The organism is Ectopseudomonas composti (genome assembly GCF_001567565.1).
Taxonomy (GTDB): Bacteria; Pseudomonadota; Gammaproteobacteria; order Pseudomonadales; family Pseudomonadaceae; genus Aquipseudomonas; species Aquipseudomonas composti_A.
On record NZ_LSSW01000002.1, the window covers coordinates 47,766 to 72,597 of the forward strand.

Consider the following 24,832-nt stretch of genomic DNA (forward strand, 5'->3'; position numbering starts at 1 on the left):
GAAAGCTCATGAAAACGCTGCTTGCGAAGGTTGCACTTCGCCATGGCCTTCTGGCTGCCACTGCCCTGCTGATGTCGCTGCTGCTGCCCGTGGCGCAGGCTGCGGACTATCCGAGCCGGGCCATTTCGCTGATCGTGCCCTACGGCGCGGGTGGTACCACGGATATTTCCGCCCGGCGTCTGGCGGCTCTGGCCGAGCCACTGCTGGGCCAGCCGGTGGTGGTGGAAAACCGCCCCGGTGGCGGTGGCATCAATGCCATGCGCGCGCTGGCGGCGGCCAAGCCTGATGGCTACGCGCTGATCGCCACCACCTCGTCGCCGCTGTTCGTGACCCCGGCGCTGCGTCCGGTCGGCTATGACCCGATTGCCGATTTCGTCTCGCTGATGAATTACTCCGGCCCCTATCACGGTGTGCTGGTGCGGGCCGACAGCCCCTATCACTCGCTGGATGAGCTGATCCGCGCGGCAGCGTCCGGCAAGCGCCTGACCTACGGTACGGCGGGGGCGCTGAGTGGCCCGCGCCTGACCTTCACTGCGCTGGCGCGCAAGGCCCAGGCGGACCTGCAGCACGTGCCTTTCAGCAGTGCTTCCAGTGTCACCGCGGCGCTGCTCGGCGGGCATATCGACATTGCTCTGGTGCCGGCTTACCGCGATATGGTCAGGAGCGAGCGCCTGCGTCTGCTGGGTGTGCTCGACGACAGTCGCGACCCGGATTTTCCGCAGATTCCGACCCTGACCGAGGCCGGCTATGCCATCGAATTTCCCTCCATCGTCGGCCTGATGGTGCCGCGTGGTGTGCCGCCCGAGCGCGTCGAGCGTCTGCGTGCAGCGTTCGCCGAAGCGGCGGCGTCGGAATCCTTCGCCCGTGACATGGACAAGCTCAGTCAGCCGGTACGGATCATGTCCGGCGCGCAGATGGACGAGGTGATCGAGCGCAATCTGCTGGTCTACCGCAACCTGGCCGAGGAGCTGAAACGATGAGTGCCAAGCTATCCGGCGGTGCGTCCGCCAAACCCTGCCGTTTCGGCCTGCAGAGCCTGGCTACTCTGATCATTCTGCTGCTGGCGCTGGCCGGCTTGCTGGCCCTGCAGAGCCAGGTGCTGGTGTTCGACTTCGGTGACAGCGGCCCGGATGCGCGTTTCTTTCCACGGCTGATTCTCGCCTTGCTGGTGCTGGCCACCGGTCTGCGTCTGTGGTTGCGGCGAAGTAGTGTCGAGGATGCCCCCGGCCCGGTGGTGCACTGGGGTCGTGTGCTGCTGATCGGCCTGCTGATCGCAGGCGCCGTGCTGGCCATGGATGCGCTGGGTTTTCTGCTTTGCGCGGCGGCGGTTGGTGTGCTGCTGGCCTGGGTGCTGGGCGAGCGGCGGGTGCTGCTAGGCGTGCTGCTGCCGCTGGTAGTGGCTGTGCTGGTCACCTTCGGTGCGCGCTACGCACTGAACATTCCCCTTCCCTGACTGGCGGAGCCTGCCATGCTTCTCGAAGCCTTTTACGCATTGTTCGACATATGGGTGCTGGTCGCGGCTGTCTGCGGTGTCGTCGTCGGCATCATCATCGGCGCCATTCCGGGCCTCGGCCCGACTATGGCCATCGCCCTGCTGATTCCGGTGACCTTCGGCATGTCGCCGGTTCCGGCGATCATCCTGCTACTGGGGGTCTACCAGGGCGCTATCTTCGGCGGCTCGATCTCCGCCATCCTGCTCAATGTGCCCGGTACGCCGTCCTCGGCGGCCACCGTGCTCGATGGTTACCCCATGGCGCGTCAGGGGCGCGCCGGCGAAGCGCTGCGCGTGGCGCTGTATTCCAGCGTGTTCGGCAATCTGTTCAGCTGTGTGGTGCTGATCCTGCTGGCGCAGCCGCTGGCAGCCTTCGCCCTGGATTTCGGCCCCGCGCAGATGGCCGCGCTGATGTTCTTCGCGCTGTCGATCATCGTACTGTTCGGCGGTGGCTCGAAGCTCGACTCGGCGATCATGGTGCTGGTCGGTATCGCCGCCAGCATCGTGGGTCTCGACCCCATCGAAGGCCTGCCGCGCTTCACCTTCGGCAGCTTCGCCGCCGAGGATGGCCTGCAGCTGATTCCGGTGTTGATCGGTCTGTTCGCCATGTCCGAGGTGTTGCAGCAGGTGTTCGAGCGTCGCCGTGGCGAGCGCGCGGCGGTCGAGCCGGTTTCGGTGGATAGCGGCAAGGTGGGCTTTCTGGCCATGTGGCGGATGCGCAGCACGCTGCTGCTGTCGTCGTTGATCGGCACCTTCGTCGGCATCCTGCCGGGCATCGGCTCCACCGTGCCGGCGTTCGTCAGCTACAACCTGGCGCGCTCGCGTTCGCCACGCAAGGAGGCCTTCGGCAAGGGTGAGGCAGAGGGCGTGGCCGCGCCGGAAGCAGCCAACAATGCCGTGACTGGCGGGGCGCTGGTGCCGACGCTGGCGCTGGGTATTCCTGGCGACGCGGTGACGGCGGTGATCCTCGGCGCCTTCATGCTGCAGGGTCTGACTCCGGGGCCGTTCCTGTTCCGTGATCACGGCGTGGAAGTCTATGCGATCTTCCTGGCGCTGATCCTGCTGTCGATTCCCTGCATCATCTTCGGCCTGGCGATGTTCCGTGGCGCGGTGCACGTGATCCGCATCCAGGCTCGTCACCTCTATCCGTTGATCACCATTCTCGCGCTGTTCGGCGCCTACTCGGTGAACAACAGCCTGTTCGATGTCGGCGTGATGCTCGCGGCCGGTGGTGTCGGCTTCGCCTTGCGCCGTGCCGGGTTCCCGCTGCCGCCGTTGCTGATTGGCCTGATCCTCGGTCAGTCGCTGGAGCAGAGCCTGCGTCAGGCATTGCTGGCCGGTGGTGGCAGTGCCGACATCTTCCTCAACTCGCCCATCGTCCTGGCGCTGCTCGGGGTGACCCTGCTGTGCGGGCTCGGTGCCGCCTGGCAGCACCGGCGCCAGGCCGTTCGAGGAGCTTGAGCATGCGTCCGCCCGTTGCAGCGCCGCTGTGCGATTGCCACATTCATGTGTTTTCGCCGGATCGCGTCTATGCCGAGGCCAGCTACCGGCCGCCGCGCAAGAGCATCGAGGCGTTTCGCCGGGAGGCGCAGGTTGCAGGCATGGGCCGTGCCGTGCTGGTGCAGGCGTCGATCGATGGCAGCGATAACAGCCATCTGCTCGAGGTGCTGCGCAATACCACGGATATCGAGTTGCGCGGCGTGGCGATGATCGACGAGCACAGCCAGAACCTCGCTGAGCTGGATGCTGCTGGCGTACGCGCGATCCGCATCCAGGATCGCAGTCGTCTCGGTATCAACGACCTGCCACGCCTGCCGGCGCTGGCTGCGCGGGCGGCCGAGCAGGGCTGGCATGTCGAGCTGAATACCGAGCCGCAGCGCTACGCTGCGCTGCAGGCAAGGCTCGGCGAGCTGCCGGCAGGGCAGGCGCTGGTGCTCGATCACTTCGGCCAGATCGCTCCGGACAGCACTGCAGATCTCGCCGGCCTGAGTCGCCTGCTCGACAGCGGGCGGGTCTGGGTCAAGCTGGCGCCGACCCGTGTCAGTCGTCAGCCTGGCCGGTATGACGACCTCGCCGCGCCGTTGCGTCATCTGCTCACGCAGTACACCGAGCGCTGCCTGTGGGGCAGTGACTGGCCGCATGTGATGACGGCCGAACCGCTGCCGCAGTCAGCGGACATGCTGGCGTTTCTCCAGCGCGAGCTGGACGCGCGTCAGTTACAGGCCTGCCTGGTGGACAATCCGGCGCGACTCTATCGTTTCTGAGATCTTATTTAATAGAACGATATTTCTATTTATAGATTTTAAAGCCCGCGGCTGGAGTCGCCTTTGGCTCGCTTCAGGCGGTCGCGGCTGAGAGCATGCCGAGAAAGCACACAGTTTACGGTGCTTTTTAGAGCTATTTATCGCTGTTTGAGTGCGTGGTGACGCACTCTGCAGCATTTTTCAGGGTGTGAGCTGGGTGAAGCTGAAATGGCATTATTGAAATGACATTTCTATATGTTAGGCTTCAGCCTATTCGCAGCAGGCCTGACCTGCCCCTGGTGAAGTAGAACAACAAGGTCCGCACCATGAGTCGAAGCATCTCCCTGCCGGGCGCCTGGCTGCGTCCCTGCATCCTGCCCCTCGGCGCGACTGCGCCAGGTTTTCAGCTCCGCACCTCATTCGTCTTTTGCCTGGCGCCGCTGCCTGTGTCGGCCGCTGCCCGGCCGGCCCATGCCTGTTTCGGTTCGACTGCCTGATCGGCCTGCCTGCCGATCGTCAAAACGGCGCCCCGGGTTTTGCGAGGCGCCACTGTGTAGAGAAGAAGAGCCAAGGCAGCAGTGCCGCGGCTATCAGGAAGCCCCAACGAGGATCGTCCCCATGATCGGCAAAATCACAAGAAAGCTAACCGCCAGTGCCCTGGTTGCCCTGGCCATGTCGACTCTCCCGGCTCACGCGGATGATTATCCGCAGGGCAACATCGGTTTCATCGTGCCGTTCCCGCCTGGCGGTGGCACCGATATCTCCGCGCGTCAGCTGACCCAGCAGATTGGTGAAAGCACCGGCTGGACCTTCGTGGTCGAGAACCGTCCCGGCGCCGGCGGCAACATCGGCCTGGCGCAGCTGGCCCGGGCCAAGGCCGATGGCCTCAGCCTGGCCATCGGCCAGACCTCCAACCTGGCGGTCAACCCCAGCCTGTACAAGGACATTCCCTACGACCCGCTGAAGGACTTCCGCCAGATTGCGGTGATCTCCACCCAGCCGATGGTCATCGTTACCCGCAGTGATTCGTCGATCAAGGATCTGCCCAGCTTCCTCGCCGATGCCAAGGCCGAGCCGGGCAGCCTGCTGTTCGGCACGCCGGGCTCGGGCACCGTGGCTCACCTGTCGCTGGAGCTGCTGCAGAGCAAGGCCGGCATCGAGCTGACCCACGTGCCGTACCCGGGCATCGCCCAGGCCATCAGTGACGTGATGGGGGGCGTGGTCGACATCTACATAGGCAGCATGCCCAGCGTCCTGCCACATATCCGCGCCGGCTCGCTGCGGCCGCTGGCCGTGACTTCGGCGCAGCGCAGCCCGATCCTGGCGGACGTGCCGACGGTGGCCGAGAGCGGCTTCGCCGGCTTCGAGACCGCCGACTGGAAAGCCGTGGTCGGCCCTGCCGGGCTCTCCGACGAGCGTGTTGCCCAGCTCAATCAGGTGATCAATGAAGCCCTGCGCTCGGACAAGGTGCGCAAGGCCATGGAAGCCGAGGGCAGCACCGTGCTCAACGAAGACAGCGCCTACTTCACCACTTTGCTGGGTGAGGAAATCGAGCGCTGGCGCGAAGTGATCAAGGTCTCCGGCGCCACCGTCAACTAAGGCTGCAACTGCCGGGGGCTGCCCGTCTAGCTCCTGGCCTTTCGAGGAATTCGCAATGTCACAGCGTAACTATCAGGACGCGATCAGCGGCCTGCTGATTGCGGTGTTCGGCGTGGTGATCGCGCTTTACGCGGTCAACCACTACAACATCGGCAGCATTCAGCGCATGGGCCCGGGCATGTTTCCGGTGGCCATGGGCAGCGTGCTGGCGGTGCTCGGCGCGCTGCTGGCCCTGTTCGCCTGGCTGCGTCCGGGGCTGCGCGAGGGCATGCCGGTGCAGTGGCGCCCGGCGCTGCTGGTGCTTGGCGCCATCGCGTTCTTCGCGCTGGCGGTGACCTACTCCGGCCTTATCCCGGGCGTGCTCGGCGTGGTGCTGATCTCCGCCATGGCCGATCGCAAGACCCGCGCGAAACAGGCGTTGCTGCTCAGCGCCGCGCTGGTGCTGCTCGCTTACCTGATCTTCCAGCTCGCGCTGGATATGAACTTCGACCTGTTCTGAAAGGTGCCGGAATGTCCTTCGCTGACAATCTGCTGATCGGCATGGAGACCGCCTTCTCCTGGTACAACCTGTTCTATTGTTTCGTCGGAGTGTTCATGGGCACCCTGCTCGGGGTGATTCCGGGCATTGGCGTGCTGGCGGCCATCTCCATGCTGTTCCCGATGACGTTCCACCTGGAGCCCACCGCCGCGCTGATCATGCTCGCCGGCATCTGGTACGGCACCAGCTACGGCGGCAGCACGGCGTCGATCCTGCTCAACGTGCCGGGCACGCCGTCCAGCGCGGTAACCTGCCTCGACGGCTACCCGATGGCGCAGCAAGGGCGCGGCGGCGTGGCGCTGCTGATGACCACCGTGGCGTCGTTCTTCGGCGGTTCGTTTGGCATCATCCTGCTGATGAGCCTGGCCTCGACCATCAGCCACTACGCCCTGAGCTTCTCCTCGGCGGAGTACTTCGCGTTGATGCTGCTAGGCCTGGTGGCGGCCTCGAACATTTCCGGCGGCTCGCTGCTCAAGGGCCTGATCATGGTGGCCTTCGGCATCCTCTTTGGCACTGTCGGCAGTGACATCTATACCGGCACGCGGCGCTTCGACTTCGGTGTGCTCGACCTGGCCGACGGCATCAACCTGGTGGCGCTGGCCATGGGGCTGTTCGGTGTCGCCGAGGTGATCGCCAGCATCGGCAAGGTCGACGGCGGCCAGGTCGATCGCAAATCTCTGCGTCTGGCGGCGATGAAGCCCACCCGTGACGATCTCAAGCGCTCCTGGTGGCCGATGCTGCGTGGCTCGAGCATCGGTTCGTTCTTCGGCACGCTGCCGGGCACTGGTCCGTCCATCGCGGCGTTTCTCGCCTATGCCACCGAGCGTCGTCTGGCCCGTGAGCCGGAGCGTTTCGGCAAGGGCGCCATCGAGGGCATCGTCGCGCCGGAGTCGGCCAACAATGCGGCCGACCAGACCGCCTTCATCCCCACCCTGGCATTGGGCATTCCCGGCAGTGCGACCATGGCGCTGATGCTCGGTGCGCTGATGATCCACGGCATCGCCCCCGGCCCCCAATTGATGACTGACCAGCCTTCGCTGTTCTGGGGCCTGGTGATCAGCTTCTGGATCGGCAACCTGCTGCTGGTGATCCTCAACGTGCCGCTGATCGGCCTCTGGGTGCGCCTGCTGATGGTGCCGTACCACCTGCTGTTCCCGGCGGTGCTGATGTTCGTCTGCATCGGCACTTACAGCGTCAACCACAGCGCCTTCGACGTGCTGGTGGTGACCCTGTTCGGCGCCTTCGGTTACGCCATGCGTGTGCTTGGTTTCCCTGCTGCGCCATTGCTGCTGGGTTTCGTCCTCGGGCCGATGATGGAGGAGCACTTCCGCCGCGCCATGCTGCTGTCGCGTGGGGATTTCATGACCTTTGTCGAGCGGCCGATCAGCGCCACCGTGCTGGCCTTTACCGTCCTGGTGTTGCTGCTGGGCTTGCGCCCGCTGCTAATGGCCTGGCGCAAGCCCCGCTCGGCCTGACCGCCTGGTGCTTTACGACTGCCGGCTATACATCCGGCATTCGGCCAGCAGCGCCAGCAGGTTCGGGTCACGCTCCTTGGCCTTGAGGAAGACCACGCCGATATGCTGCTGCAGGTGGTACTTGGCCTGCAGCGGGATCAGTTTCACCCGGTTTTCGTACACCGCCGCCACGCGCCCGGGTAGCAGGGCGTAGCCGACGCCTGAGCTGACCATGCTGAGCAGGGTGAAGATGTCCTTGACCTGCATCGCCACCTTGGGCTCGAAGCCGGCCTGCTGGAACACCCGCTCGCCGTCGCGGAAGGTGGCGTAACCCTGGGTCAGGGTGATGAAAGTGTCGTTGCGCAGGTCGGCCAGGTCGACTTCGGGGTGATCGGCGAAGGGCGAGTCGTTGGGCGCGGCGAGAAAAATGTCGTCGGAGAACAGCGCCAGCTGTTCGCAGTCCGGGTCGCTGATGCTGTCGTCGAGGGCGATCAGAATCGCGTCCAGCTCCATGTTCTTCAGCTTGTACAGCAGGTCGACGTTGGAGCCGAGCACCAGGTCGATGTTCAGTTCGCTGCGGCGCAGCTTCAGGCCCATGATCAGTTGCGGCACGGTCTTCACCGTCAACGAGTAGAGCGCGCCGAGCTTGAAGCGTTCGGCGCCGAAGCCGGCTGCCTCGCGGGTCAGGCGCACCATCTCCTGAGCGTCGTGGATCAGCTTCTGGGCTTTCTCTTCCAGCACATAGGCGCTCTCCAGCGGAATCAGGTTGCGCCCCTCGTGCTTGAACAGTGGGCAGCGCAGCGCGCTTTCCAGCGAATGGATGGCGCGGTGCACGCTGACGTTGCTGGTCTGCAGCTCGCTGGCGGCGCGCGCCAGGTTGCCGCTGCGCATGAAGGCCAGGAAAACCTCCAGCTTCTTCAGGGTCAGTTCTTCATCGATCAGCATCGGCCAGTCCTTTTTCAGCGATGGCTGATTGTGCCGTATCCGCGTGGCGCGGCGGGGTGCGACTTTGGTTGCAGGGCCGTGGTGTCGGGAACGCCTCTTTATCTGTAATCCTAATAATGCTGATGTGATCAGTGGTCGGGGCCGCCGTATCAGCAGTCCAGTGATGACGGATTTCGCTTCTCTGCCTGCGATATCAGACCTGAAAGCCCTGCAGCCTTGATGCGCGGTGAGCTACCGGCACTACCCATCGGCGAGGCCATGGGATATTCGCGCTGGATGACGTGACGCTCAGCCTGGGGCGTCAACCAGCCTCCTCACAACCTGACACAGGAACACGCGCATGCAACTGATCTACGCCGCCGCTTCACCCTTCGCCCGCAAGGTTCGTGTGCTCGCCCATGAGACCAGCCTGCTGGAACGTATCGAGTTGCTCGACACCGCCGTACTGCCGACCACGCTCAACGAGCGGGTCAATGCGCTCAATCCGCTGGGCAAGATTCCGGTGCTGCTGAACGGAGAAGGCGAGGCGCTGTACGACAGTCGAGTGATCTGCGAGTACCTCGATACCCTGCATCAGGGCCAGAAGCTGCTGCCGGAGGGGGCTTCGCGCTGGCAAGTGCTGCGCCTGGCCGCGCTGGCCGATGGACTGATGGATGCGGCCCTGCTAGCGCGTTACGAGCGCGGTGTGCGTCCGGAGCAACTGCGGTGGGCGGCCTGGCTGGATGGCCAGTTGGGCAAGGTGCAGCGCGCCCTGGCCGAGCTGGAGCGCCAGGCCGCGCAGTTGCAGGGGCCGCTCGACCTGGCGCAGATCGGTGTGGCCTGCGCCCTGGGCTATCTGGATTTTCGCTTTGCCGACCTCGACTGGCGCGCCGCGCATCCGCGCTTGACCGCCTTCCAGCAGGCCTTCGCTCTGCGCGCGTCGATGCAGGCCAGCGAGCCGGTGTGAGCTTTTGTGCTCCGGCGCTGCCTTCCCGGCAATGTGCCGGCGTCCTGCTAGGCTGCATTAGGGGGCGTTCTTGAGGTTGCCCGCTACCGTCCGTCGGCGGAACGAACAGTGGTGTGCTCATTTTTTGCCCTCTCGGCATGTTTCTGGCGCCCGCTTGTGGTGCGCCTTTGTTGTTGATATCAAAGGGCTATCTCAAGTGGGATGTCCGTCACATCGGGTTTCGCCGTTAATTTGACTGATTTTCGTGGTGTTCGATTTTGCGTACATCGAATGATCAAAAAATTGACATATCAAGGGCCGGTTGATTCAATGCGCAGGCTTTTTGATGTCAAGTTTCTCCTTGGTTCCCGTCTGTTGGGGCCGGTTTCCTGACGTTGTGGGGGAAGTATCATCATCGGCTTCTATCAAGCAGTAAGCGCGCATGCGCTATTTCAGTGCAGTGGGTTATGCAGGTGAAGTTCTCAACGGGAATTGCCAGACTTTTTGGTCTGGCCTTAGCATTTTTCGCTTCTACGCCATTTGCCCAACCTGCCAGCGTGGCCTTCTGGTACGCCGATCAGTTGCCCCTGCCTGAGTTGTCGCAGTTCGAGTGGGTGGTCGTCGAGCCGGACCATGTCTCGCCAGGCGATCTTGCTTACCTCCAGAAGCAGGGCAGTGAGGTCTTCGCCTACCTGTCCATTGGCGAATTCGCCGGTGACGTTGCCCAGGCTGGTTTGAGCGAGGCCACCAGCGTTGTGCGCAACGATGCCTGGAACAGCCAGGTCATGAATTTGGCCTCGCCGGTATGGCGTGAACATCTTTTCAAGCGCGCCAGTACCCTGCGCCAGCAGGGTTACACGGGCCTTTTCCTCGACACGCTGGACAGTTTCCAGCTGCAAGCACAGGACCTTCAGGGTAGCCAGCGTGAGGCGCTCAAGAGCCTGCTGAGCGAACTGCATCGGCGTGAACCGACACTCAAGTTGTTCTTCAACCGTGGTTTCGAGGTACTGCCGGAACTGCCGGGCGTTGCCTCCGCGGTCGCCGTCGAGTCCATTTATGCGGGTTGGGACGCGGGCGGTGGTTACAAGGAGGTTTCGCAGGGGGATCGTGACTGGTTGTTGCCGCGCCTCGATGCGGTGCGCAAACAGGGTGTTCCAGTGGTGGCGATCGAGTATCTGCCGCCCGAGCAGCGCGAACAGGCACGCAAGCTGGCTACGCGCCTGACCCAGGAGGGCTTCATTCCCTATGTAACGTCCCCGGCGCTGGATGCCATCGGCGTTGGCGGCGTGGAAGTCCAGCCTCGGCGTATCGCGCTGGTCTACGATGCGCGCGAAGGTGAGCTCGAAGATAACCCGGGGCACGTGCACCTGGGCGGTTTGCTCGAGTATCTGGGCTACCGGGTCGACTATTGGCCGGCCGACACCACGTTGCCGCAGCGTCCTCTGAAAGGGCTCTACGCCGGTATCGTGGTGTGGATGACCAGCGGCTCGCCAGTGGATCGCGATTACTTCGAGAACTGGTTGGGCCAGCGACTCGATGAGCAGGTACCGCTCGCCTTTATGGCTGGGATGCCCACCGAAAACGACAGCCTGCTGGACCGTCTGGGCATTCGCACGCGTTCGCAGCCGGTCGGCCAGGATGCTGTGCTGCTGTCCCATGACGCTGCGCTGGTCGGTGGCTTCGAAGCGCCGCTGCGCTTGCGCACGCGGGATGTCCCGCCGCTGACCGTGACCGCCCCCGAGCGTACCCAGGCCGCGCTTTCCCTGCAGAGCGGTGACCGGGTCTATGTGCCGGTGGCGACCGGGGACTGGGGCGGCTATGCGTTGGCGCCTTATGTGTTCGAAGAGGGGCTCGATCATCGGCGCTGGGTGCTCGATCCCTTTGCCTTCATTTCCCGTGCCTTCAAGCTGCCGGCGTTGCCGCGTCCCGATACCACGACGGAGAACGGCCGCCGCATCGCCACCGTGCATCTGGATGGCGATGGCTTCGTGTCCCGCGCCGAAGTCCCCGGCTCACCTTACTCGGGTATCCAGGTACTGGAGGACTTCATCAAGCCATACCCGCTGCTGACCTCGGTGTCGGTGATCGAGGGCGAAGTCGGCCCACGCGGCATGTACCCGCATCTTTCGCGGGAGCTAGAACCTATCGCCCGCGAGATTTTCGCCAACCCCAAGGTCGAGGTCGCCAGTCATACCTTCAGTCACCCGTTCTTCTGGCAGCCGGAAAAGGCTACGAAACGGGAGAACTTCGAGGCGGAGTACGGCTACATGATGGCCATCCCGGGGTACAAGACGCTGGACATGCAGCGCGAGGTCGTCGGCGCGCGTGACTATATCAATCAGCGCCTGACCACCCCGAAGAAGCCGGTGAAGATGATCTTCTGGTCCGGCGATGCCATGCCCAGCGCCGAAACCATCAAGCTGGCCTATGACAGCGGGCTGCCGAACGTCAACGGCGGCAATACGGTACTGACCAAGGCCTATCCCTCGCTGACCGGGCTCTATCCGCTGATCCGACCGACCACTGGCGGTCTGCACTTCTATGCGCCGGTGATCAACGAGAACGTCTACACCAACCTGTGGACCGGGCCGTACTACGGCTTCCGTGACGTTCAGGACACCTTTGCACTGACTGACAGTCCGCGCCGCCTGCGTGGCTTCCACCTCTATTACCACTTCTACTCGGGGACCAAGCAGGCCTCCATCCGGGCCATGCGCCAGATCTACCAGACCATTCTCGATGGCCAGCCGCTGTCGTTGTGGATGAGCGATTACATCAAACGGGTCGAAGGGCTGTACCGCGCGAGCCTGGCCAGACGCAGCGACGGAACCTGGCAGGTCAAGGGCCTGGTGGGCATGCGCACGCTGCGTCTCGATCCTTCTCTGGGCTGGCCTGATCTGGCTCGCTCCCAGGGGGTTGCCGGTGTGCGTGATCTACCACAGGGGCGTTATGTGCACCTGACCGGCGCCGATGCGGTGCTGGCGTTGCGTGAGACCCGTGACCCGCGTCCTGCGTTGGAAGAGGCCAATATTCCACTGACCGGCTGGCGTTATCTGGATGACAAGCGCGTGACGTTCTCTTTCCAGGGTGAGTTCCCGCTCAGTTTCAGCGTGCGCTCGGCCGGAGCGTGCCACGTGACGGCGGGGGGCGGCCGGTTCAGCGGTACGCATGACAATGGCGTATGGCATTTCGAATTGCCGATGAAGCAGGTGAGCGATGCACAACTCGTCTGCAACTAAGAAGAACGTACCGCGTACGCGCTTGCTCAACCCCTGGATGATCCTGCTGGTTGCCGGGTTCGTGGTGGCCTTGCTGGCGCTGTCCTACAAGAGCGAGGAGGTGTTCCTGCCGAGCGCGGACGATACGCCGGACGCCGTCGCCATCAGCTATACCGAGCTGCTGATCAAGGCTCACCCGGAAGACGACAAGCTCAAGCTGCGCCTGATCGATCAGCTGATCCAGGTCGGTGACTTCACCCGTGCTCGCGAGTACCTCGAGCAATTGCAGGGGCGCCTGCTGGCCGTTACCCCCTTCTACTCGGCGATGCTCGATGTGCTGCGTGCCCAGGCAGACCCTGAAGGGATCAGCGACGAGCAGCGCGCCGCGCTGGTAGACGAACTGCGCAGCCTGAAAATCGCCGATCTGGACAATGGCATGCTGGAGCGCCTGGCGCGCTACTCGCTGGAAATCGGCGGGCTGGATGTCGCCGTAGTGGCGTACCGGGAGCTGGCCGAGCGCGACAGCGAGCGGCGCAAGCACTGGCTGGACGAGGCGGCGATCTGGAGTCTGGCCAATAACGACCAGAGTGGCGCGGCGCAGGTCTACCAGCAGCTGGCGACCGAAGAAAGCGACCAGCAGGCGCGCATGGGCTACCTGCGAGAAGCGTTCGATGCCCTGCTTGCGGCGGGTCATCCCGATCAGGCGGCGCAACTGCTGGCTCAGCACCTGGACGAACTCGACGCGCAACAGGCATCCCTCGACTGGCTGGCAGCCGGTGTCGATGCTGCCCAGGGTGGGCTCCGTTATGACCTGGCGGAGACCTTCATTCAGCGCTGGCTTAGCCTGAAGAGGGATGACCCGCGTGCACTGACCGCCGATTTCCACCTCAGCCTCGCCTCCGGTGCGGTCGACCGGGCGTGGCAGTTAGCGCCTGAACTGCTGGCGCTGACGCCCGATGACTATGACATGGTGGCGGAAGTTGCGCGCCTGGCCGAGTGGACCGGGCACACCCAGCAGGCGCTGAGTTACTGGATGCAGATGCTGGCGCAACGTGAAGATCCGGAGCTGCGTGACCGGGTCTGGCGTTATGCCCTGCAACTGTTCGATTTCGATCAGGTGATCGCGACGCTTTCCACTATCGAGGCGCATCGGCAGATGAGCGATGTGGAAATCGACACCCTGGTCTACAGCCATGAAACCCGAGGCACTCCAGAGCAGGCTGAAGCCTGGCTGCGGGCCTACCTGCAACGCTATCCCAACCATCTGTTCGCGCGTCAGCGCCTGCGCATGCTGCTGGAAAACACTCAGCAGTTCAGGAAAGAGGTCGAGCAGTGGCAGGCCCTGGCTGCCCGCGGGCCGCTGACGATCAAGGAGCGTATCCGCTGGGCCAAGGTGCACTGGAATCTGTTCGAGCCGGACCAGGCCTGGCAGGTACTGACGGCGGCCGACTCACCCGAGGTCGACGATCCCGAGTTCTGGAAGCTGCGCGCCAATCTGGCCTGGGAGCTCGAACAGGATGCAGAGGTGCGCGCTTCGTACGATCATCTGCTGAGCCTCAACGTGGCGCTGGGCCTGGAGGATGAGGACCGCCTGATTCGTCTGTACTGGGATCTCGATCCCAAACGTTCCCTGCAGATTCTGGTCGATAGCTGGCAGCGCACCGGCAGGGTCACGCGTCTGATCGTCGCGCTGCAACTGGCCGAGACGTTGCGTGACTGGGACACCTTGAGATCGCTGCTGGCCGACGCGGAGAAGTCGCCCAACGGACGCGACAACTCGCAGTACTGGATTGCCCGGGCCGCGCTGGCCTCCCAGGACGGCAATTACGACCAGGCACGGGCCTACTACAAGCAGGCCCTGGCACTGTTCCCCGACGACAATCTGGTGCGTCAACGCATCCTGTGGTTCTACATCGACAACGCGCAGCGGGACTCGCTGGCGCAACTGTTGCCGGAATGGCGCGCCCGGGCCGTCACGGACAGCCGGCTGTGGTTGCCCTATGCCACCGGCTACATGTTGCTCAACAACACCCAGGAAGCCTTGCGCTGGTTCCGTCAGCACCTCAAGTCCAATCCAAGCGATCGCCTGGTGCTCGCGGCCTATGCCGATGCTGCCGAGGCCGCTGGCTACGAGGACCTGGCCTGGCGTCTGCGCCGCCAGCTGCTGCGTGACTTCAATCTGCAGCGTGTCACCTCGACCCCCGAGGGTTATGCCATGTACCTGCGTCTGCTGGCTGGGTCGCAGGGTACGCTGACTTCACTGGCACAGGCCAAACGTCTCTGGAACGGCGAGCCGGCGACGTTGCAGCTATGGTTCGAACATTTCCTCGAGCGCCTCGACGCCGGTAACCAGTCGGCGCTGAAGGACGACTGGCTGGCCTGGGGCGCAGCACGCGGTCTGAAAGCCGGCAACTATGACGAGATCCAGCAGGCGCTGCGCAACGACAACCACGCGCAGATGCAGCGCCTGCTCGAGCATGGCGGGCTCGATGCCGCGCATACGGTGGAAGTACTCTCGCGTCTCGGTCATGAGGGTGAGGCACTGGCCTCGGGGCTCAGCAGTCAGGGCGATGAGCAACCCGATTCGATTCGCCAGCAATTGCTCTACCAGACCACCGGGATGCTCGAGAGCTCACCGCAGGGCCTGCAACTTGGCTGGCGCAAGACGGACTACGGCGACCTCGACTTCAAGGGACCGCGCCTGCAGGTGGCCCGTCACCTGGGTGACGACTGGTATGCCGATCTGCAGCTCGAGCAGGGGCGCTACAACAGCTCGAACCTGAACAGCGCGGTGCTCGGCAACGAGCGCAACGTCAAGCTGGAAGCGCGCCGCAAGTTGGATGATGGCGACCTGCGCTTGATCGTCGACAGCAGCCTGCGTGACGACGATGACCGCCACGGCCTGGGTATCGAGCGCAGCTGGCGCCTGAGCTCGCGTGATGAACTGGGGTTGGCTTTCGACTGGCATCGTGAGGCCGAGGACACCGGCCTGCTGCGTGCTTTGGGCATGCGCGATGGCGTGCGTCTCAGAGGGCAACATGGTTTCTCTGCGCGTGACCAGTTGACCTGGTCGCTGACGCACAATCGCTATAGTTCCAGGCAGGGCGACGCCATTGGCAGCGGCCAAGGCGCATCGCTGGAATGGGGCCACATGGTGTTCTTCGATGACCCGTCCTGGTTGCTGCGTTCCGGTGTGGATTACCAGCGCAACAGCGCGAAGAGCACGGTTGCCGATGATCTGCTCAGTGCCAATGGCGGTGCCTACATTCCGTTCGACGATGATCCCGAGGCGACGATTCGGGGCGACGAACTGCTGCAGAGCCGCTATGGCCAGCTTTATGTCGCCAGCACCTGGCGTCGTGGCTTCCCTGGCGCCCTGAACAGAACCCGGCCGCAGTTCACCTGGATGATCGACACCGTCGCTGGCTGGCAGTGGACGGAGCGGCAATTCAACTACGGCATTAACGTTGGCGTCGGCGTCGAACTGTTCGGCGACGATGAATTGGCCCTGACCCTGGGTTACCAGTCCGCGCCCAGAGGCGGGGAAGGTGATCCCGGTGGTTCGCTCGGTATTACCTACAGCACCCGCTTCGGGCGCTAAGCAAGGATTCTCAAAGGAGGAATGAAGATGCAAAGCATACGTTGCCTGGCCCTGGTGGCCATTGCACTGGTCGTCGCGGGTTGCTCCAGTTTCAGCGGCGGTGGTAGTCCAACCTTGTCACGTGATGCCTCGTGGGGCGTCGCGCCGCTGGTCAACTTCGCGCAGGCGCCGCAGGCTGGCGAACGCGCCGAGCAGATCCTGATCAGCATCCTGGCTGAACAAGGCGTAACCCCGCTGATGTACCCGCAGCAACCGCAGAAGGACCTGCTGCTGCAGGACGACCGTGAGCGTCAGAGCCAGGCGCTGGCCTGGGCGCGTGAGCAGAAGCTGGCTTACGTGATCACCGGCAGCGTGGAAGAGTGGCAGTACAAGAACGGCCTGGACGGCGAGCCGGCAGTCGGCATCAGCTTGCAGATTCTCGAGCCGGCTACCGGGCGTGTGGTCTGGAGCTCCAGCGGCGCACGTGCCGGCTGGTCGCGTGAGAGCGTTGCGGGTGCTGCCCAGAAGGTTCTGCGCAAGCTGGTAGGTAACCTCGACTTCGAGTGATAACGATGCAGTCTGCCCATAAGGATTTCAATCTTGCGCCAAGGGCCAGCGGTCGCGTTTCCTGGTGGGAAACTTCGCTGCTGACGCTCCTGGCCCTCGGTTTCGGTTACTGGTTGTCGCCGGCTGACCCGCTGCTCGTGGCAGCGTCATTCCCCTGGATGATCCTGGTACCGATACTGCTCGGCGTGCGCTACGGATTCCTGCAAGGGCTATTCAGTGCGGCGCTGCTGATCGCCGCGCTATTCGTGCTGCGCATCGCGGGGCACGAGTTGTATGCCGATACACCCGCCTCCTTCATCGTGGGCATGCTGCTGTGCAGCATGCTGGTCGGTGAGTTCCGCGATATCTGGGAACGGCGCCTGGAGCGTCTGAGCCTGGCCAACGAATACCGCCAGTTGCGTCTCGACGAGTTCACCCGCTCCCACCACATCCTGCGCATCTCCCATGATCGCCTGGAGCAACGCGTGGCGGGCAACGACCAGAGCCTGCGCAGCTCGCTGCTCGGCCTGCGCCAGCAATTGCGTGCGCTGCCGGGGGATCAGGACGCGCTGAAGTCGCTGGCCGATACGGTGCTGTCATTGCTCGGCCAGTACGGTTCGCTGAGGATCGCGGGGCTCTATCGGGTCATCGACAACCAGCGTATCGCGCCACAACCGCTGGCCGTGCTGGGCGAGATGGGCGAGCTCAAGGACAACGACATCCTGTTGAAACAGTGTCTGGAGCGTGGCGAACTGGTCAGTGTGCGCTCCGAAGTGCTCGACCGCGGCGAAGGTGCGCGTCACTCGGTGTTGCAGGCCTGTGTGCCGCTGATCGATACCGAGGATCGCATCCTGGCGGTGCTGGCCATTCAGCAAATGCCCTTCTTCATGTTCCATGAGCGCAGCTTCAGCCTGCTGGCCATCCTTGCCGGGCATATCGCCGACCTGCTGATGAGCGATGCGCAGGCCCTGCAGCTGCCGGATGCCGATGCCCAGCAGTATTCGCAGCTGCTCAAGCGCTCGCTCACCGATGCACGTGACCACCGCCTGCCCGCCAGTCTCTTTGCCTTCGAGCTGGCCGAGGACAATGGCGAGGAGGTCCAGCGTCTGCTCGAGAGCAGTCAGCGTGGCCTGGACGTGCAACTGAAGGTCATCAACGGGCGCGGCAGTCGCCTGGTGCTGGTGTTGCTGCCGCTGACCTCGGGTGAAGGCTCCAAAGGCTATCTGGTGCGTCTGAAACAGCTCTTTGCCGAACGCTTCGGCCAGGGACGCGAGCTGGATTCCCTGGGCGTGCAGACCCATCAGTTCCTCTTCGAAGGCGGCGCCGAGCGTGATGCGCTGCGCCATTTCCTGTTCAACGAGTGTGCCCTGAATGATCAGCAAGTGGCTGTTTAGCGGCGCCGCGCTGCTCGAACTGGGCAGCTGGGCCAGTGCGGTCAGCGATCTGCCGGCACACCAGGCCGCGCTGCTGTATGCCTCTGCCCATGGCCTGGGCAGCGCCATGCTGACAGCCGGTATCTGGCTGTTGCTGCCTCGGCGCTATCGCTTTCCGTTGCCCTGGAGCCCGCTGTTCATCTTCAGCCTATCGTTCTTCATTCCGCTGATCGGCATGATCGGTGTGGCCCTGGCCCTGTTCCCCGCGCTCTACCTGCCGCGCAAGCGCAAGGTCCAGCCCTGGGAAGCGACTGCGGTACCCGACCTGCCTTTTCGTCCTCGGGAGCGTACGCGCGAGCTGATGTTCAACGATGGCGGCCTGCAGGACGTGTTGCGCCATGCGCCGGACCCGGACCAGCGTCTGACGGCGATCTTCGCCACGCGGCGCATGCGCAGCAAGGAAGCCATCCCGATTCTCAAGCTGGCGCTGCGCGATCCGTCCGATGACGTGCGCCTGCTGGCCTACTCCATGCTCGACCAGCGTGAAAGCCGCATCAACCAGCGTATCGAGCAGGCGCTGGCAAGCATGGAAACCACCAAGGCCGACCGCAAGTTTGCCCTGCATGGCCAACTGGCGCGCTGGTACTGGGAGTTGGCCTACGTCGGCCTGGCCCAGGGCAGTGTGCTCGAGCACGTGCTGCAGCAGGCCTGGAGCCATGTCGGCAGCGCGTTGCAAGGCGAGCCCAGTGGCGAGCTGCACCTGCTGGCCGGGCGGATTGCCATGGAGCTGGGCAACCTGGACGAAGCGTCTGCGCAGTTCGAGCAGGCGGCGCACACCGGTACGGGCCCCGCGCAGCTGGCGCCCTATCAGGCCGAGATCGCGTTCCGCCGACAGCGTTACGACGACATCCCGCAGATGCTGGCCAGCATGCCGGCCGACATGTTGCAACGTCCCCCCTTCGCGGCATTGGCAAGATACTGGCTATGACTGAGAAAACTCCTGTTCCCGACGTGCCGAGCGTCGATGTCTGCCTGTTGCTCGAAGGTACCTGGCCATACGTGCGTGGCGGCGTTTCCAGCTGGATCAACCAGCTGATTCTGGGCTTGCCGGAACTGACCTTCTCGGTGCTGTTCATCGGCGGCCAGAAAGAGGCCTACGGCAAGCGCCACTACGCCATTCCTGACAACGTCGTGCACATCCAGGAACACTTCCTCGAGGACGCCTGGAGCGCCATGCCCGCGACCAGCTCGCGGGCGACGCCGGAACTCGCCGAGCTGATGATGGACGTGCACCGCTTCCTGCATTACCCGGACGAGCCGGGCAGCGAGCAGGGCGATGCGTTCGTCGATACCCTGGCGGTGGGACGCATCGGCCGCGAGGCGTTCCTGCAGAGCCGGGCCAGCTGGGATGCCATCGTCGATGGCTACACCCAGCACTGCGCCGACCCTTCGTTCGTCAACTACTTCTGGACCCTGCGCTCCATGCAGGCGCCGCTGTTCATGCTTGCCGAGGTTTCCAGAAGCCTGCCACGGGCGCGCATGCTGCATTCGATCTCCACCGGTTATGCCGGCCTGCTCGGCAGCGTGCTGCAGCGCCGCTGGGGTTGCCACTACCTGCTCAGCGAGCACGGTATCTACACCAAGGAGCGCAAGATCGACCTGGCCCAGGCGGGCTGGATCGCCGAGAGCCCGGACGAGCGCCTGAGCACCGGCCTGGATGCGGAGGTGAGCTACATCCGCCGCTTGTGGATCCGCTTCTTCGAGCGCATCGGCCTGATCACCTACCGCTCGGCACATTCGATCATCGCCTTGTACGAAGGCAATCGCCTGCGTCAGGTCAGCGATGGTGCGCCGGCCGAGCGTACCCGGGTCATTCCCAACGGCATCGACCTCGACAGCTGGGACCAGGCGCTGGCCAACCGCCCCGAGGGCGTACCTGCGGTCGCAGGGCTGGTCGGGCGCGTGGTGCCGATCAAGGACGTCAAGACCTTCATCCGCGCCATTCGCGGGGTGGTCAGTGTCATGCCGGAGGCCGAAGGCTGGATCGTTGGCCCGGAAGAGGAAGACCCTGACTATGCCGCCGAATGCCATAGCCTGGTGGCGAGTCTCGGCCTGCAGGACAAGGTGCGCTTTCTCGGTTTCCGCCAGGTGCGCGAGGTCGTCCCGCAGCTGGGCGTGATGGTGCTGACCTCGATCAGTGAAGCGCAGCCGCTGGTGGTGCTGGAAGCCTGGGCGGCCGGTACGCCGGTGGTTACCAGCGATGTCGGCTCCTGTCGCGAGCTGGTCGAGGGCTCCAGCGAAGAGGATCGACAGCTCGGTACGGCCGGTGAGGTGGTGGCGATTGCCGACCCCCAGGCCACTTCGCGGGCCATCCTTTCCCTGTTGCGCGATCCGCAGCGCTGGCACGCCGCCCAGGCGGTCGGGCTCGAGCGCGTGCGGCGTTACTACACCGAAGAACTGATGCTCGCCCGTTACCGCGAGCTGTACCGCGAAGGCACGGAGAGCGCATAGATGGCAGGCATAGGTTTTGAACTGAGGAAGATCCTGTCCAAGGACTCCTACACCTCGACGATGCGTGCGTACCTGTATGCCGGCCTGATCAGCTCTGGCCCCTGGGTGCTGTCGATCATCAGCGTGATGCTCATCGGGGTACTGAGCCTGGGGGCGGTGCTGCCGGAAACGCTGATTGGCCAGTTCCTGGTCACGGTGACGTACCTGATGGCCTCCTCGCTGATCCTGACCGGCGGCCTGCAACTGTTCTTCACCCGCTTCGTGTCCGATCGCCTGTTCGAAAACCGCCTGGATATGATCCTGCCCAACTTGCTGGGCATCCTGCTGCTGGTGACGGTGTTCTCCGGGCTGCTGGCCATCGTCGTGCTGAGCCTGCTGTTCGACCAGGGGTTTTCCTACCGCCTGCTGGTGATGGCCAACTTCGTGGTGCTGTGCAACCTGTGGCTGGTGATCATCTTCCTGTCCGGGATGAAGGCCTACAACCGCATCCTCGGCGTGATGTTCCTCGGCTACTCGCTGATGGTGGCCTCGGCCTACCTGCTGCGCTTCCTCAACATCGACGGCCTGCTGCTGGGCCTGCTGATCGGCCACTCCAGCCTGTTGTTCATCTTCCTCTTCGACATCCTGCGCGAGTACCCCGCCGAGCGCCTGGTGGCCTTCGACTTCCTCAAGCGTCGCCAGGTGTTCGTCAGCCTGCTGCTGACCGGCCTCTGCTACAACCTGGGCATCTGGATCGACAAGTTCATCTTCTGGTTCAACCCGGCCACCTCGGAAGCGGTGATCGGCCCGTTGCGTGCTTCGATCCTCTACGACCTGCCGATCTTCCTCGCCTACCTGGCGATCATCCCCGGTATGGCGGTGTTCCTGGTGCGCATCGAGACGGATTTTGCCGAGTGGTACGAGCGTGTCTACGACGCCATCCGCGGCGGTGAAACCCTGCAGCACATCGGCTGGCTCAAGGAGCAGATGATCCTGGCGATCCGTCAGGGGCTGATGGAAATCTGCAAGGTGCAGGGGCTGACGCTGGTGCTATTGTTCCTGCTGGCGCCGCAACTGCTGTCGTGGCTGGGCATTTCCCACTACTACCTGCCTTTGTTCTACATCGACGTGATAGGGGTGAGCATACAGGTCGTGTTCATGGCCCTGCTCAACGTGTTCTTCTACCTGGACAAGCGCGCCATCGTGCTCGAACTCTGCGTGCTGTTCGTGCTGGCCAACGGCGCGCTGACCCTGTTCAGCCAGATGCTCGGCCCGACCTTCTTCGGCTACGGCTTCACCCTGTCGCTGCTGCTGTGCGTGTTGCTGGGGCTGTACCGGCTCAATGACGCACTGGAAGATCTGGAGTTCGAGACCTTCATGCTCGGTCGCTGATCAGCTCCCCTCGATAGCCCCGGGCAGGCCACGCCAGTGGCGCTGCCCACCTGCCTGCCGCCAGCTCGGCCACAAGGCCGTGCGGCGCATCCTCTGCAAACGTCCGTCAGCTCTCCCGCCCCTGAGCCGCGCGTCTGATCGCGCGCAGAAGCTCCAGCCAATAGATCGAGGACGACAAAAGCTTAGTCGTCACTTATCATACGTCCTACAACTGCGCAGGCGGTTGTGAATCCCGGCACTGCAGCCGGGCCTCATTCATTGTCCTGGGGCGGCGCCGCCGTCCCTCCTGACAGGAGAACGCCATGCTGAGTCTGACTGGCCACAATTACATCGGTGGTGAGCGCCGCGCCGCCGGCACCGTGCAGCACAAAAGCCTCGACGCCAGCAGCGGTGAAGCGCTGCCGTACACCTTTATCCAGGCCTCGCCGGAAGAAGTCGACGCTGCCGCCCAGGCTGCTGCCGCCGCTTACCCGACCTATCGCAACCTGTCGGCCGTGCGCCGTGCCGAGTTCCTCGAGGCGATTGCCGACGAAATCGATGCCCTCGGCGACGACTTCGTGGCCCTGGTCACCCGTGAAACCGCACTGCCGGCTGCCCGCATCCAGGGCGAGCGTGGTCGTACAAGTGGCCAGATGCGCCTGTTCGCCAAGGTGCTGCGTCGTGGTGACTTCTACGGTGCGCGCATCGACCGCGCCCTGCCGGATCGCCAGCCACTGCCGCGTCCGGATCTGCGTCAGTACCAGATCGGCGTTGGCCCGGTTGCCGTGTTCGGCGCCAGCAACTTCCCGCTGGCGTTCTCCACCGCCGGTGGTGACACCGCCTCGGCCCTGGCTGCCGGTTGCCCGGTGGTGTTCAAGGCGCACAGCGGCCACATGGCCACCGCCGAGTGCGTGGCCGATGCGATCATCCGCGCCGCCGAGAAAACCGGCATGCCCAAGGGCGTGTTCAACATGATCTTCGGCGGCGGCGTTGGCGAGATACTGGTCAAGCACCCGGCCATCCAGGCAGTCGGCTTCACCGGCTCGCTGAAAGGCGGTCGTGCCCTGTGCGACATGGCCGCTGCCCGCCCGCAGCCGATTCCGGTGTTCGCCGAGATGTCCAGCGTCAACCCGGTGATCGTCCTGCCGGGCGCCCTGAAAGCGCGTGGCGCCACCGTCGCCAGGGAGCTGGCAGGCTCCGTGGTACTGGGTTGCGGCCAGTTCTGCACCAACCCGGGCCTGATCATCGGCATTCGCAGCGCCGAGTTCAGCGAGTTCGTCGCCGGCCTGGCCGACGCCATCGCCAGCCAGCCGGCGCAGACCATGCTCAATGCCGGCACCCTGCGCAGCTACACGGGCGGCCTGGCTCAGCTCAACGCCCACCCGAAGGTCACGCACCTGGCCGGTAACGAGCAAACCGGCAATCAGGCGCAGCCGCAGCTGTTCAAGGCTGACGTGAGCATGCTGCTCGAAGGCGACCACCTGCTGCAGGAAGAAGTCTTCGGCCCGACCACCATCGTCGTCGAAGTTGCCGACAGTGCCGAGCTGAGCCGTGCCCTGCAGAGCATGCACGGCCAGCTGACCGCCACGCTGATCGCCGAGCGTGACGACCTGAGCGCCTTCCGCGACCTGCTGCCGCTGCTGGAAGTCAAAGCCGGCCGTGTGCTGCTCAACGGTTACCCGACTGGCGTGGAAGTGTGCGACACCATGGTCCATGGCGGCCCTTACCCGGCCACCTCCGACGCCCGTGGTACCTCGGTCGGCACCCTGGCGATCCACCGCTTCCTGCGTCCGGTCTGCTACCAGAACTACCCGGACGAAGTGCTGCCGGAAGCGCTGCAGAACGCCAACCCGCTGGGCATCCAGCGCCTGGTCGACGGCGTGCACAGCCGTGACGCGCTGAGCTAATCCGAGCGCTGTAACGAACAATGCCGCACCCTGGGGTGCGGCATTGTTCGTTCAGGCGACTGCAACCGTGCAGGCGTTGAGGCTGGGAATGATCTGAGGCGAGGACGGTGGATCAATCACCACCGCCGCCGCCCCCATCGCCGCCTCCACTGTAGTCGAAGCCCCCGTCACTGAAACCTGAGCCGGAGTCCTGTCCGTTCAGGCCGCTGCGCTTTCTCTTGCGCGCTAGAGGCTTGGGACGTGAGCGTCGCCAGCAATAGATGAAGAGCACCACGAAGGCGACGGCGATCAGTAACAGAATGTCCATAGGTGCTCCTTGCAGGATCGGGCGCTCACATCCTATGGGGAATGACGCGCGAAGTAAGCACTGAAAGACCGCTAAAAGCGTGGAAAGCCGCACGATCTACAGATCACCCGCTCTCTACCCTGACTGACGGCCCGTGGCGATGGCGCAGGAATGCGACAGTGACGAGAGAAAAGGCCAGCGCGAAGTGCTCGTAATGATCAGTAGCACCGAAGCCAGCAACGACCTGCTCATGTCATGAGCAGATCGCTGCTTGCAGGTCACCGTCCACAAACAACGGCCTATTTCAGACTTCCCTGGGGGGTGGGATCTGACGACGGATGTGCCATGCCGTCGTCGATTTCGATGGACTGTTCGACCATCTGATGGATCAAACCGGCCCGTACATCAGGCAGATTGAGCAGCGAAGCCTTGCGGATTCTGGCCACTTCTTCCTCGGTATAGGGCTGGTAGTGCTCCGGCATGCTGGCACCCGCCATGCCGTTCTTGTCCAGCAACCAGTTGAGCAGGTCGGCCAACTGCGCATTGTTGAGCGCAGATTGCGACATGCCGGGTACGCGCACCAGGAACTCACGCCCGCCCTCGACCTTGAGGAAGTTGCCGACGAAACCCTTCATCTTCGGCGTGTCGTTGGCCTTGGAGCCGGTGCCATCGCTGAGATGGCAACCGGCGCATTGCAGTTGATAGTTCACTGGCGTGCTGTAGCCCGCTTGTGAAATCGGCTTCTGCGGTGCTTCGTTACCTGGCGCGTGCTTCTGATTCGGATCCGGGATGGCACGTGCCATGGCCTGTGGAAGGACCATGGCAGAGGCCAGCGCAATGATCAGTGGCAAACGCATGGCAGTGC

Annotated in this window: 19 protein-coding genes; 16 read left to right on the forward strand and 3 right to left on the reverse strand. The window is 63.9% G+C overall.

What is annotated here, in order from left to right; translation table 11 throughout:
* The first annotated feature begins 8 nt into the window (after window positions 1-8).
* The 7 genes from PCLY_RS00275 (at window position 9) to PCLY_RS00305 (ending at window position 7,347) form a co-directional block, all read left to right on the forward strand.
* Window positions 9-980, forward strand: a complete 972-nt coding sequence (locus PCLY_RS00275) for a Bug family tripartite tricarboxylate transporter substrate binding protein (protein ID WP_197432110.1) — start codon at window positions 9-11, stop codon at window positions 978-980.
* Entirely contained in the window at window positions 977-1,453 is a 477-nt protein-coding gene (locus PCLY_RS00280; RefSeq protein WP_061237189.1) for a tripartite tricarboxylate transporter TctB family protein, read from the forward strand. Before PCLY_RS00275 ends, PCLY_RS00280 begins: the two co-directional genes overlap by 4 nt.
* A gap of 15 nt (window positions 1,454-1,468) precedes the next feature.
* Window positions 1,469-2,953: a tripartite tricarboxylate transporter permease gene (locus PCLY_RS00285; RefSeq protein ID WP_061237192.1), complete on the forward strand. Its 1,485-nt coding sequence runs from the start codon at window positions 1,469-1,471 to the stop codon at window positions 2,951-2,953.
* 2 nt (window positions 2,954-2,955) lie between these two features.
* Window positions 2,956-3,756 carry an amidohydrolase family protein gene (locus PCLY_RS00290; protein WP_061237194.1) on the forward strand — a complete coding sequence of 267 codons (801 nt, stop codon included), beginning with the start codon at window positions 2,956-2,958 and terminating at the stop codon, window positions 3,754-3,756.
* Between the two features lie 597 nt (window positions 3,757-4,353).
* Window positions 4,354-5,334: a Bug family tripartite tricarboxylate transporter substrate binding protein gene (locus PCLY_RS00295; RefSeq protein WP_061237196.1), complete on the forward strand. Its 981-nt coding sequence runs from the start codon at window positions 4,354-4,356 to the stop codon at window positions 5,332-5,334.
* A 55-nt stretch (window positions 5,335-5,389) separates the two neighbouring features.
* Entirely contained in the window at window positions 5,390-5,833 is a 444-nt protein-coding gene (locus tag PCLY_RS00300) for a tripartite tricarboxylate transporter TctB family protein (RefSeq protein WP_061237198.1), read from the forward strand.
* A gap of 11 nt (window positions 5,834-5,844) precedes the next feature.
* Window positions 5,845-7,347 carry a tripartite tricarboxylate transporter permease gene (locus PCLY_RS00305; protein ID WP_061237200.1) on the forward strand — a complete coding sequence of 501 codons (1,503 nt, stop codon included), beginning with the start codon at window positions 5,845-5,847 and terminating at the stop codon, window positions 7,345-7,347.
* 12 nt (window positions 7,348-7,359) lie between these two features.
* Here PCLY_RS00305 and PCLY_RS00310 read toward each other — a convergent pair whose 3' ends face one another.
* On the reverse strand, window positions 7,360-8,271 hold the full coding sequence (locus PCLY_RS00310; protein ID WP_061237202.1) for a LysR family transcriptional regulator: 912 nt from the start codon (window positions 8,269-8,271) through the stop codon (window positions 7,360-7,362).
* Between the two features lie 340 nt (window positions 8,272-8,611).
* Here PCLY_RS00310 and PCLY_RS00315 point away from each other — a divergent pair, with 340 nt between their 5' ends.
* From PCLY_RS00315 to PCLY_RS00355, 9 genes are all read left to right on the forward strand, one after another.
* The gene (locus tag PCLY_RS00315; RefSeq protein ID WP_061237204.1) at window positions 8,612-9,217 is read left to right on the forward strand and encodes a glutathione S-transferase; all 606 of its coding nucleotides are present in this window, start codon (window positions 8,612-8,614) and stop codon (window positions 9,215-9,217) included.
* 446 nt (window positions 9,218-9,663) lie between these two features.
* A complete protein-coding gene (locus tag PCLY_RS00320; protein WP_061237206.1) occupies window positions 9,664-12,435 on the forward strand; it encodes a bifunctional glycoside hydrolase 114/ polysaccharide deacetylase family protein in 2,772 nt (923 codons plus the stop codon).
* Window positions 12,413-16,015 carry a tetratricopeptide repeat protein gene (locus tag PCLY_RS00325; protein WP_061237208.1) on the forward strand — a complete coding sequence of 1,201 codons (3,603 nt, stop codon included), beginning with the start codon at window positions 12,413-12,415 and terminating at the stop codon, window positions 16,013-16,015. Before PCLY_RS00320 ends, PCLY_RS00325 begins: the two co-directional genes overlap by 23 nt.
* Window positions 16,016-16,042: 27 nt before the next feature.
* Window positions 16,043-16,561 (forward strand): hypothetical protein, encoded by a 519-nt coding sequence (locus PCLY_RS00330; protein WP_061237377.1) that lies wholly within the window; start codon window positions 16,043-16,045, stop codon window positions 16,559-16,561.
* A gap of 5 nt (window positions 16,562-16,566) precedes the next feature.
* Window positions 16,567-17,934 (forward strand): PelD GGDEF domain-containing protein, encoded by a 1,368-nt coding sequence (locus tag PCLY_RS00335; RefSeq protein WP_061237209.1) that lies wholly within the window; start codon window positions 16,567-16,569, stop codon window positions 17,932-17,934.
* Window positions 17,912-18,901, forward strand: coding sequence for a HEAT repeat domain-containing protein (locus PCLY_RS00340; RefSeq protein WP_061237211.1), 990 nt, complete (start codon window positions 17,912-17,914; stop codon window positions 18,899-18,901). Before PCLY_RS00335 ends, PCLY_RS00340 begins: the two co-directional genes overlap by 23 nt.
* On the forward strand, window positions 18,898-20,424 hold the full coding sequence (gene pelF, locus PCLY_RS00345) for a GT4 family glycosyltransferase PelF (RefSeq protein ID WP_061237213.1): 1,527 nt from the start codon (window positions 18,898-18,900) through the stop codon (window positions 20,422-20,424). The genes PCLY_RS00340 and pelF overlap by 4 nt, the downstream gene beginning before the upstream one ends.
* Window positions 20,425-21,795 (forward strand): exopolysaccharide Pel transporter PelG, encoded by a 1,371-nt coding sequence (gene pelG, locus PCLY_RS00350; RefSeq protein WP_061237215.1) that lies wholly within the window; start codon window positions 20,425-20,427, stop codon window positions 21,793-21,795. It begins immediately after the preceding gene.
* A gap of 302 nt (window positions 21,796-22,097) precedes the next feature.
* On the forward strand, window positions 22,098-23,681 hold the full coding sequence (locus tag PCLY_RS00355; protein ID WP_061237217.1) for an aldehyde dehydrogenase (NADP(+)): 1,584 nt from the start codon (window positions 22,098-22,100) through the stop codon (window positions 23,679-23,681).
* Window positions 23,682-23,793: 112 nt separating this feature from the next.
* Here PCLY_RS00355 and PCLY_RS00360 read toward each other — a convergent pair whose 3' ends face one another.
* Complete coding sequence (locus PCLY_RS00360; protein ID WP_061237219.1) at window positions 23,794-23,988, reverse strand: hypothetical protein; 195 nt, start codon at window positions 23,986-23,988, stop codon at window positions 23,794-23,796.
* A 278-nt stretch (window positions 23,989-24,266) separates the two neighbouring features.
* Window positions 24,267-24,824, reverse strand: coding sequence for a hypothetical protein (locus tag PCLY_RS00365; RefSeq protein ID WP_061237221.1), 558 nt, complete (start codon window positions 24,822-24,824; stop codon window positions 24,267-24,269).
* Window positions 24,825-24,832: the final 8 nt, after the last annotated feature.

What these genes read in the sequence shown, in the direction of transcription:
- PCLY_RS00275 (WP_197432110.1), top strand. Translation starts at nt 9, where the DNA reads ATGAAAACGCTGCTTGCGAAGGTTGCACTTCGCCATGGCCTTCTGGCT.
- PCLY_RS00280 (WP_061237189.1), top strand. Translation starts at nt 977, where the DNA reads ATGAGTGCCAAGCTATCCGGCGGTGCGTCCGCCAAACCCTGCCGTTTC.
- PCLY_RS00285 (WP_061237192.1), top strand. Translation starts at nt 1,469, where the DNA reads ATGCTTCTCGAAGCCTTTTACGCATTGTTCGACATATGGGTGCTGGTC.
- PCLY_RS00290 (WP_061237194.1), top strand. Translation starts at nt 2,956, where the DNA reads ATGCGTCCGCCCGTTGCAGCGCCGCTGTGCGATTGCCACATTCATGTG.
- PCLY_RS00295 (WP_061237196.1), top strand. Translation starts at nt 4,354, where the DNA reads ATGATCGGCAAAATCACAAGAAAGCTAACCGCCAGTGCCCTGGTTGCC.
- PCLY_RS00300 (WP_061237198.1), top strand. Translation starts at nt 5,390, where the DNA reads ATGTCACAGCGTAACTATCAGGACGCGATCAGCGGCCTGCTGATTGCG.
- PCLY_RS00305 (WP_061237200.1), top strand. Translation starts at nt 5,845, where the DNA reads ATGTCCTTCGCTGACAATCTGCTGATCGGCATGGAGACCGCCTTCTCC.
- PCLY_RS00310 (WP_061237202.1), bottom strand. Translation starts at nt 8,271, where the DNA reads ATGCTGATCGATGAAGAACTGACCCTGAAGAAGCTGGAGGTTTTCCTG.
- PCLY_RS00315 (WP_061237204.1), top strand. Translation starts at nt 8,612, where the DNA reads ATGCAACTGATCTACGCCGCCGCTTCACCCTTCGCCCGCAAGGTTCGT.
- PCLY_RS00320 (WP_061237206.1), top strand. Translation starts at nt 9,664, where the DNA reads ATGCAGGTGAAGTTCTCAACGGGAATTGCCAGACTTTTTGGTCTGGCC.
- PCLY_RS00325 (WP_061237208.1), top strand. Translation starts at nt 12,413, where the DNA reads ATGCACAACTCGTCTGCAACTAAGAAGAACGTACCGCGTACGCGCTTG.
- PCLY_RS00330 (WP_061237377.1), top strand. Translation starts at nt 16,043, where the DNA reads ATGCAAAGCATACGTTGCCTGGCCCTGGTGGCCATTGCACTGGTCGTC.
- PCLY_RS00335 (WP_061237209.1), top strand. Translation starts at nt 16,567, where the DNA reads ATGCAGTCTGCCCATAAGGATTTCAATCTTGCGCCAAGGGCCAGCGGT.
- PCLY_RS00340 (WP_061237211.1), top strand. Translation starts at nt 17,912, where the DNA reads ATGATCAGCAAGTGGCTGTTTAGCGGCGCCGCGCTGCTCGAACTGGGC.
- pelF (WP_061237213.1), top strand. Translation starts at nt 18,898, where the DNA reads ATGACTGAGAAAACTCCTGTTCCCGACGTGCCGAGCGTCGATGTCTGC.
- pelG (WP_061237215.1), top strand. Translation starts at nt 20,425, where the DNA reads ATGGCAGGCATAGGTTTTGAACTGAGGAAGATCCTGTCCAAGGACTCC.
- PCLY_RS00355 (WP_061237217.1), top strand. Translation starts at nt 22,098, where the DNA reads ATGCTGAGTCTGACTGGCCACAATTACATCGGTGGTGAGCGCCGCGCC.
- PCLY_RS00360 (WP_061237219.1), bottom strand. Translation starts at nt 23,988, where the DNA reads ATGGACATTCTGTTACTGATCGCCGTCGCCTTCGTGGTGCTCTTCATC.
- PCLY_RS00365 (WP_061237221.1), bottom strand. Translation starts at nt 24,824, where the DNA reads ATGCGTTTGCCACTGATCATTGCGCTGGCCTCTGCCATGGTCCTTCCA.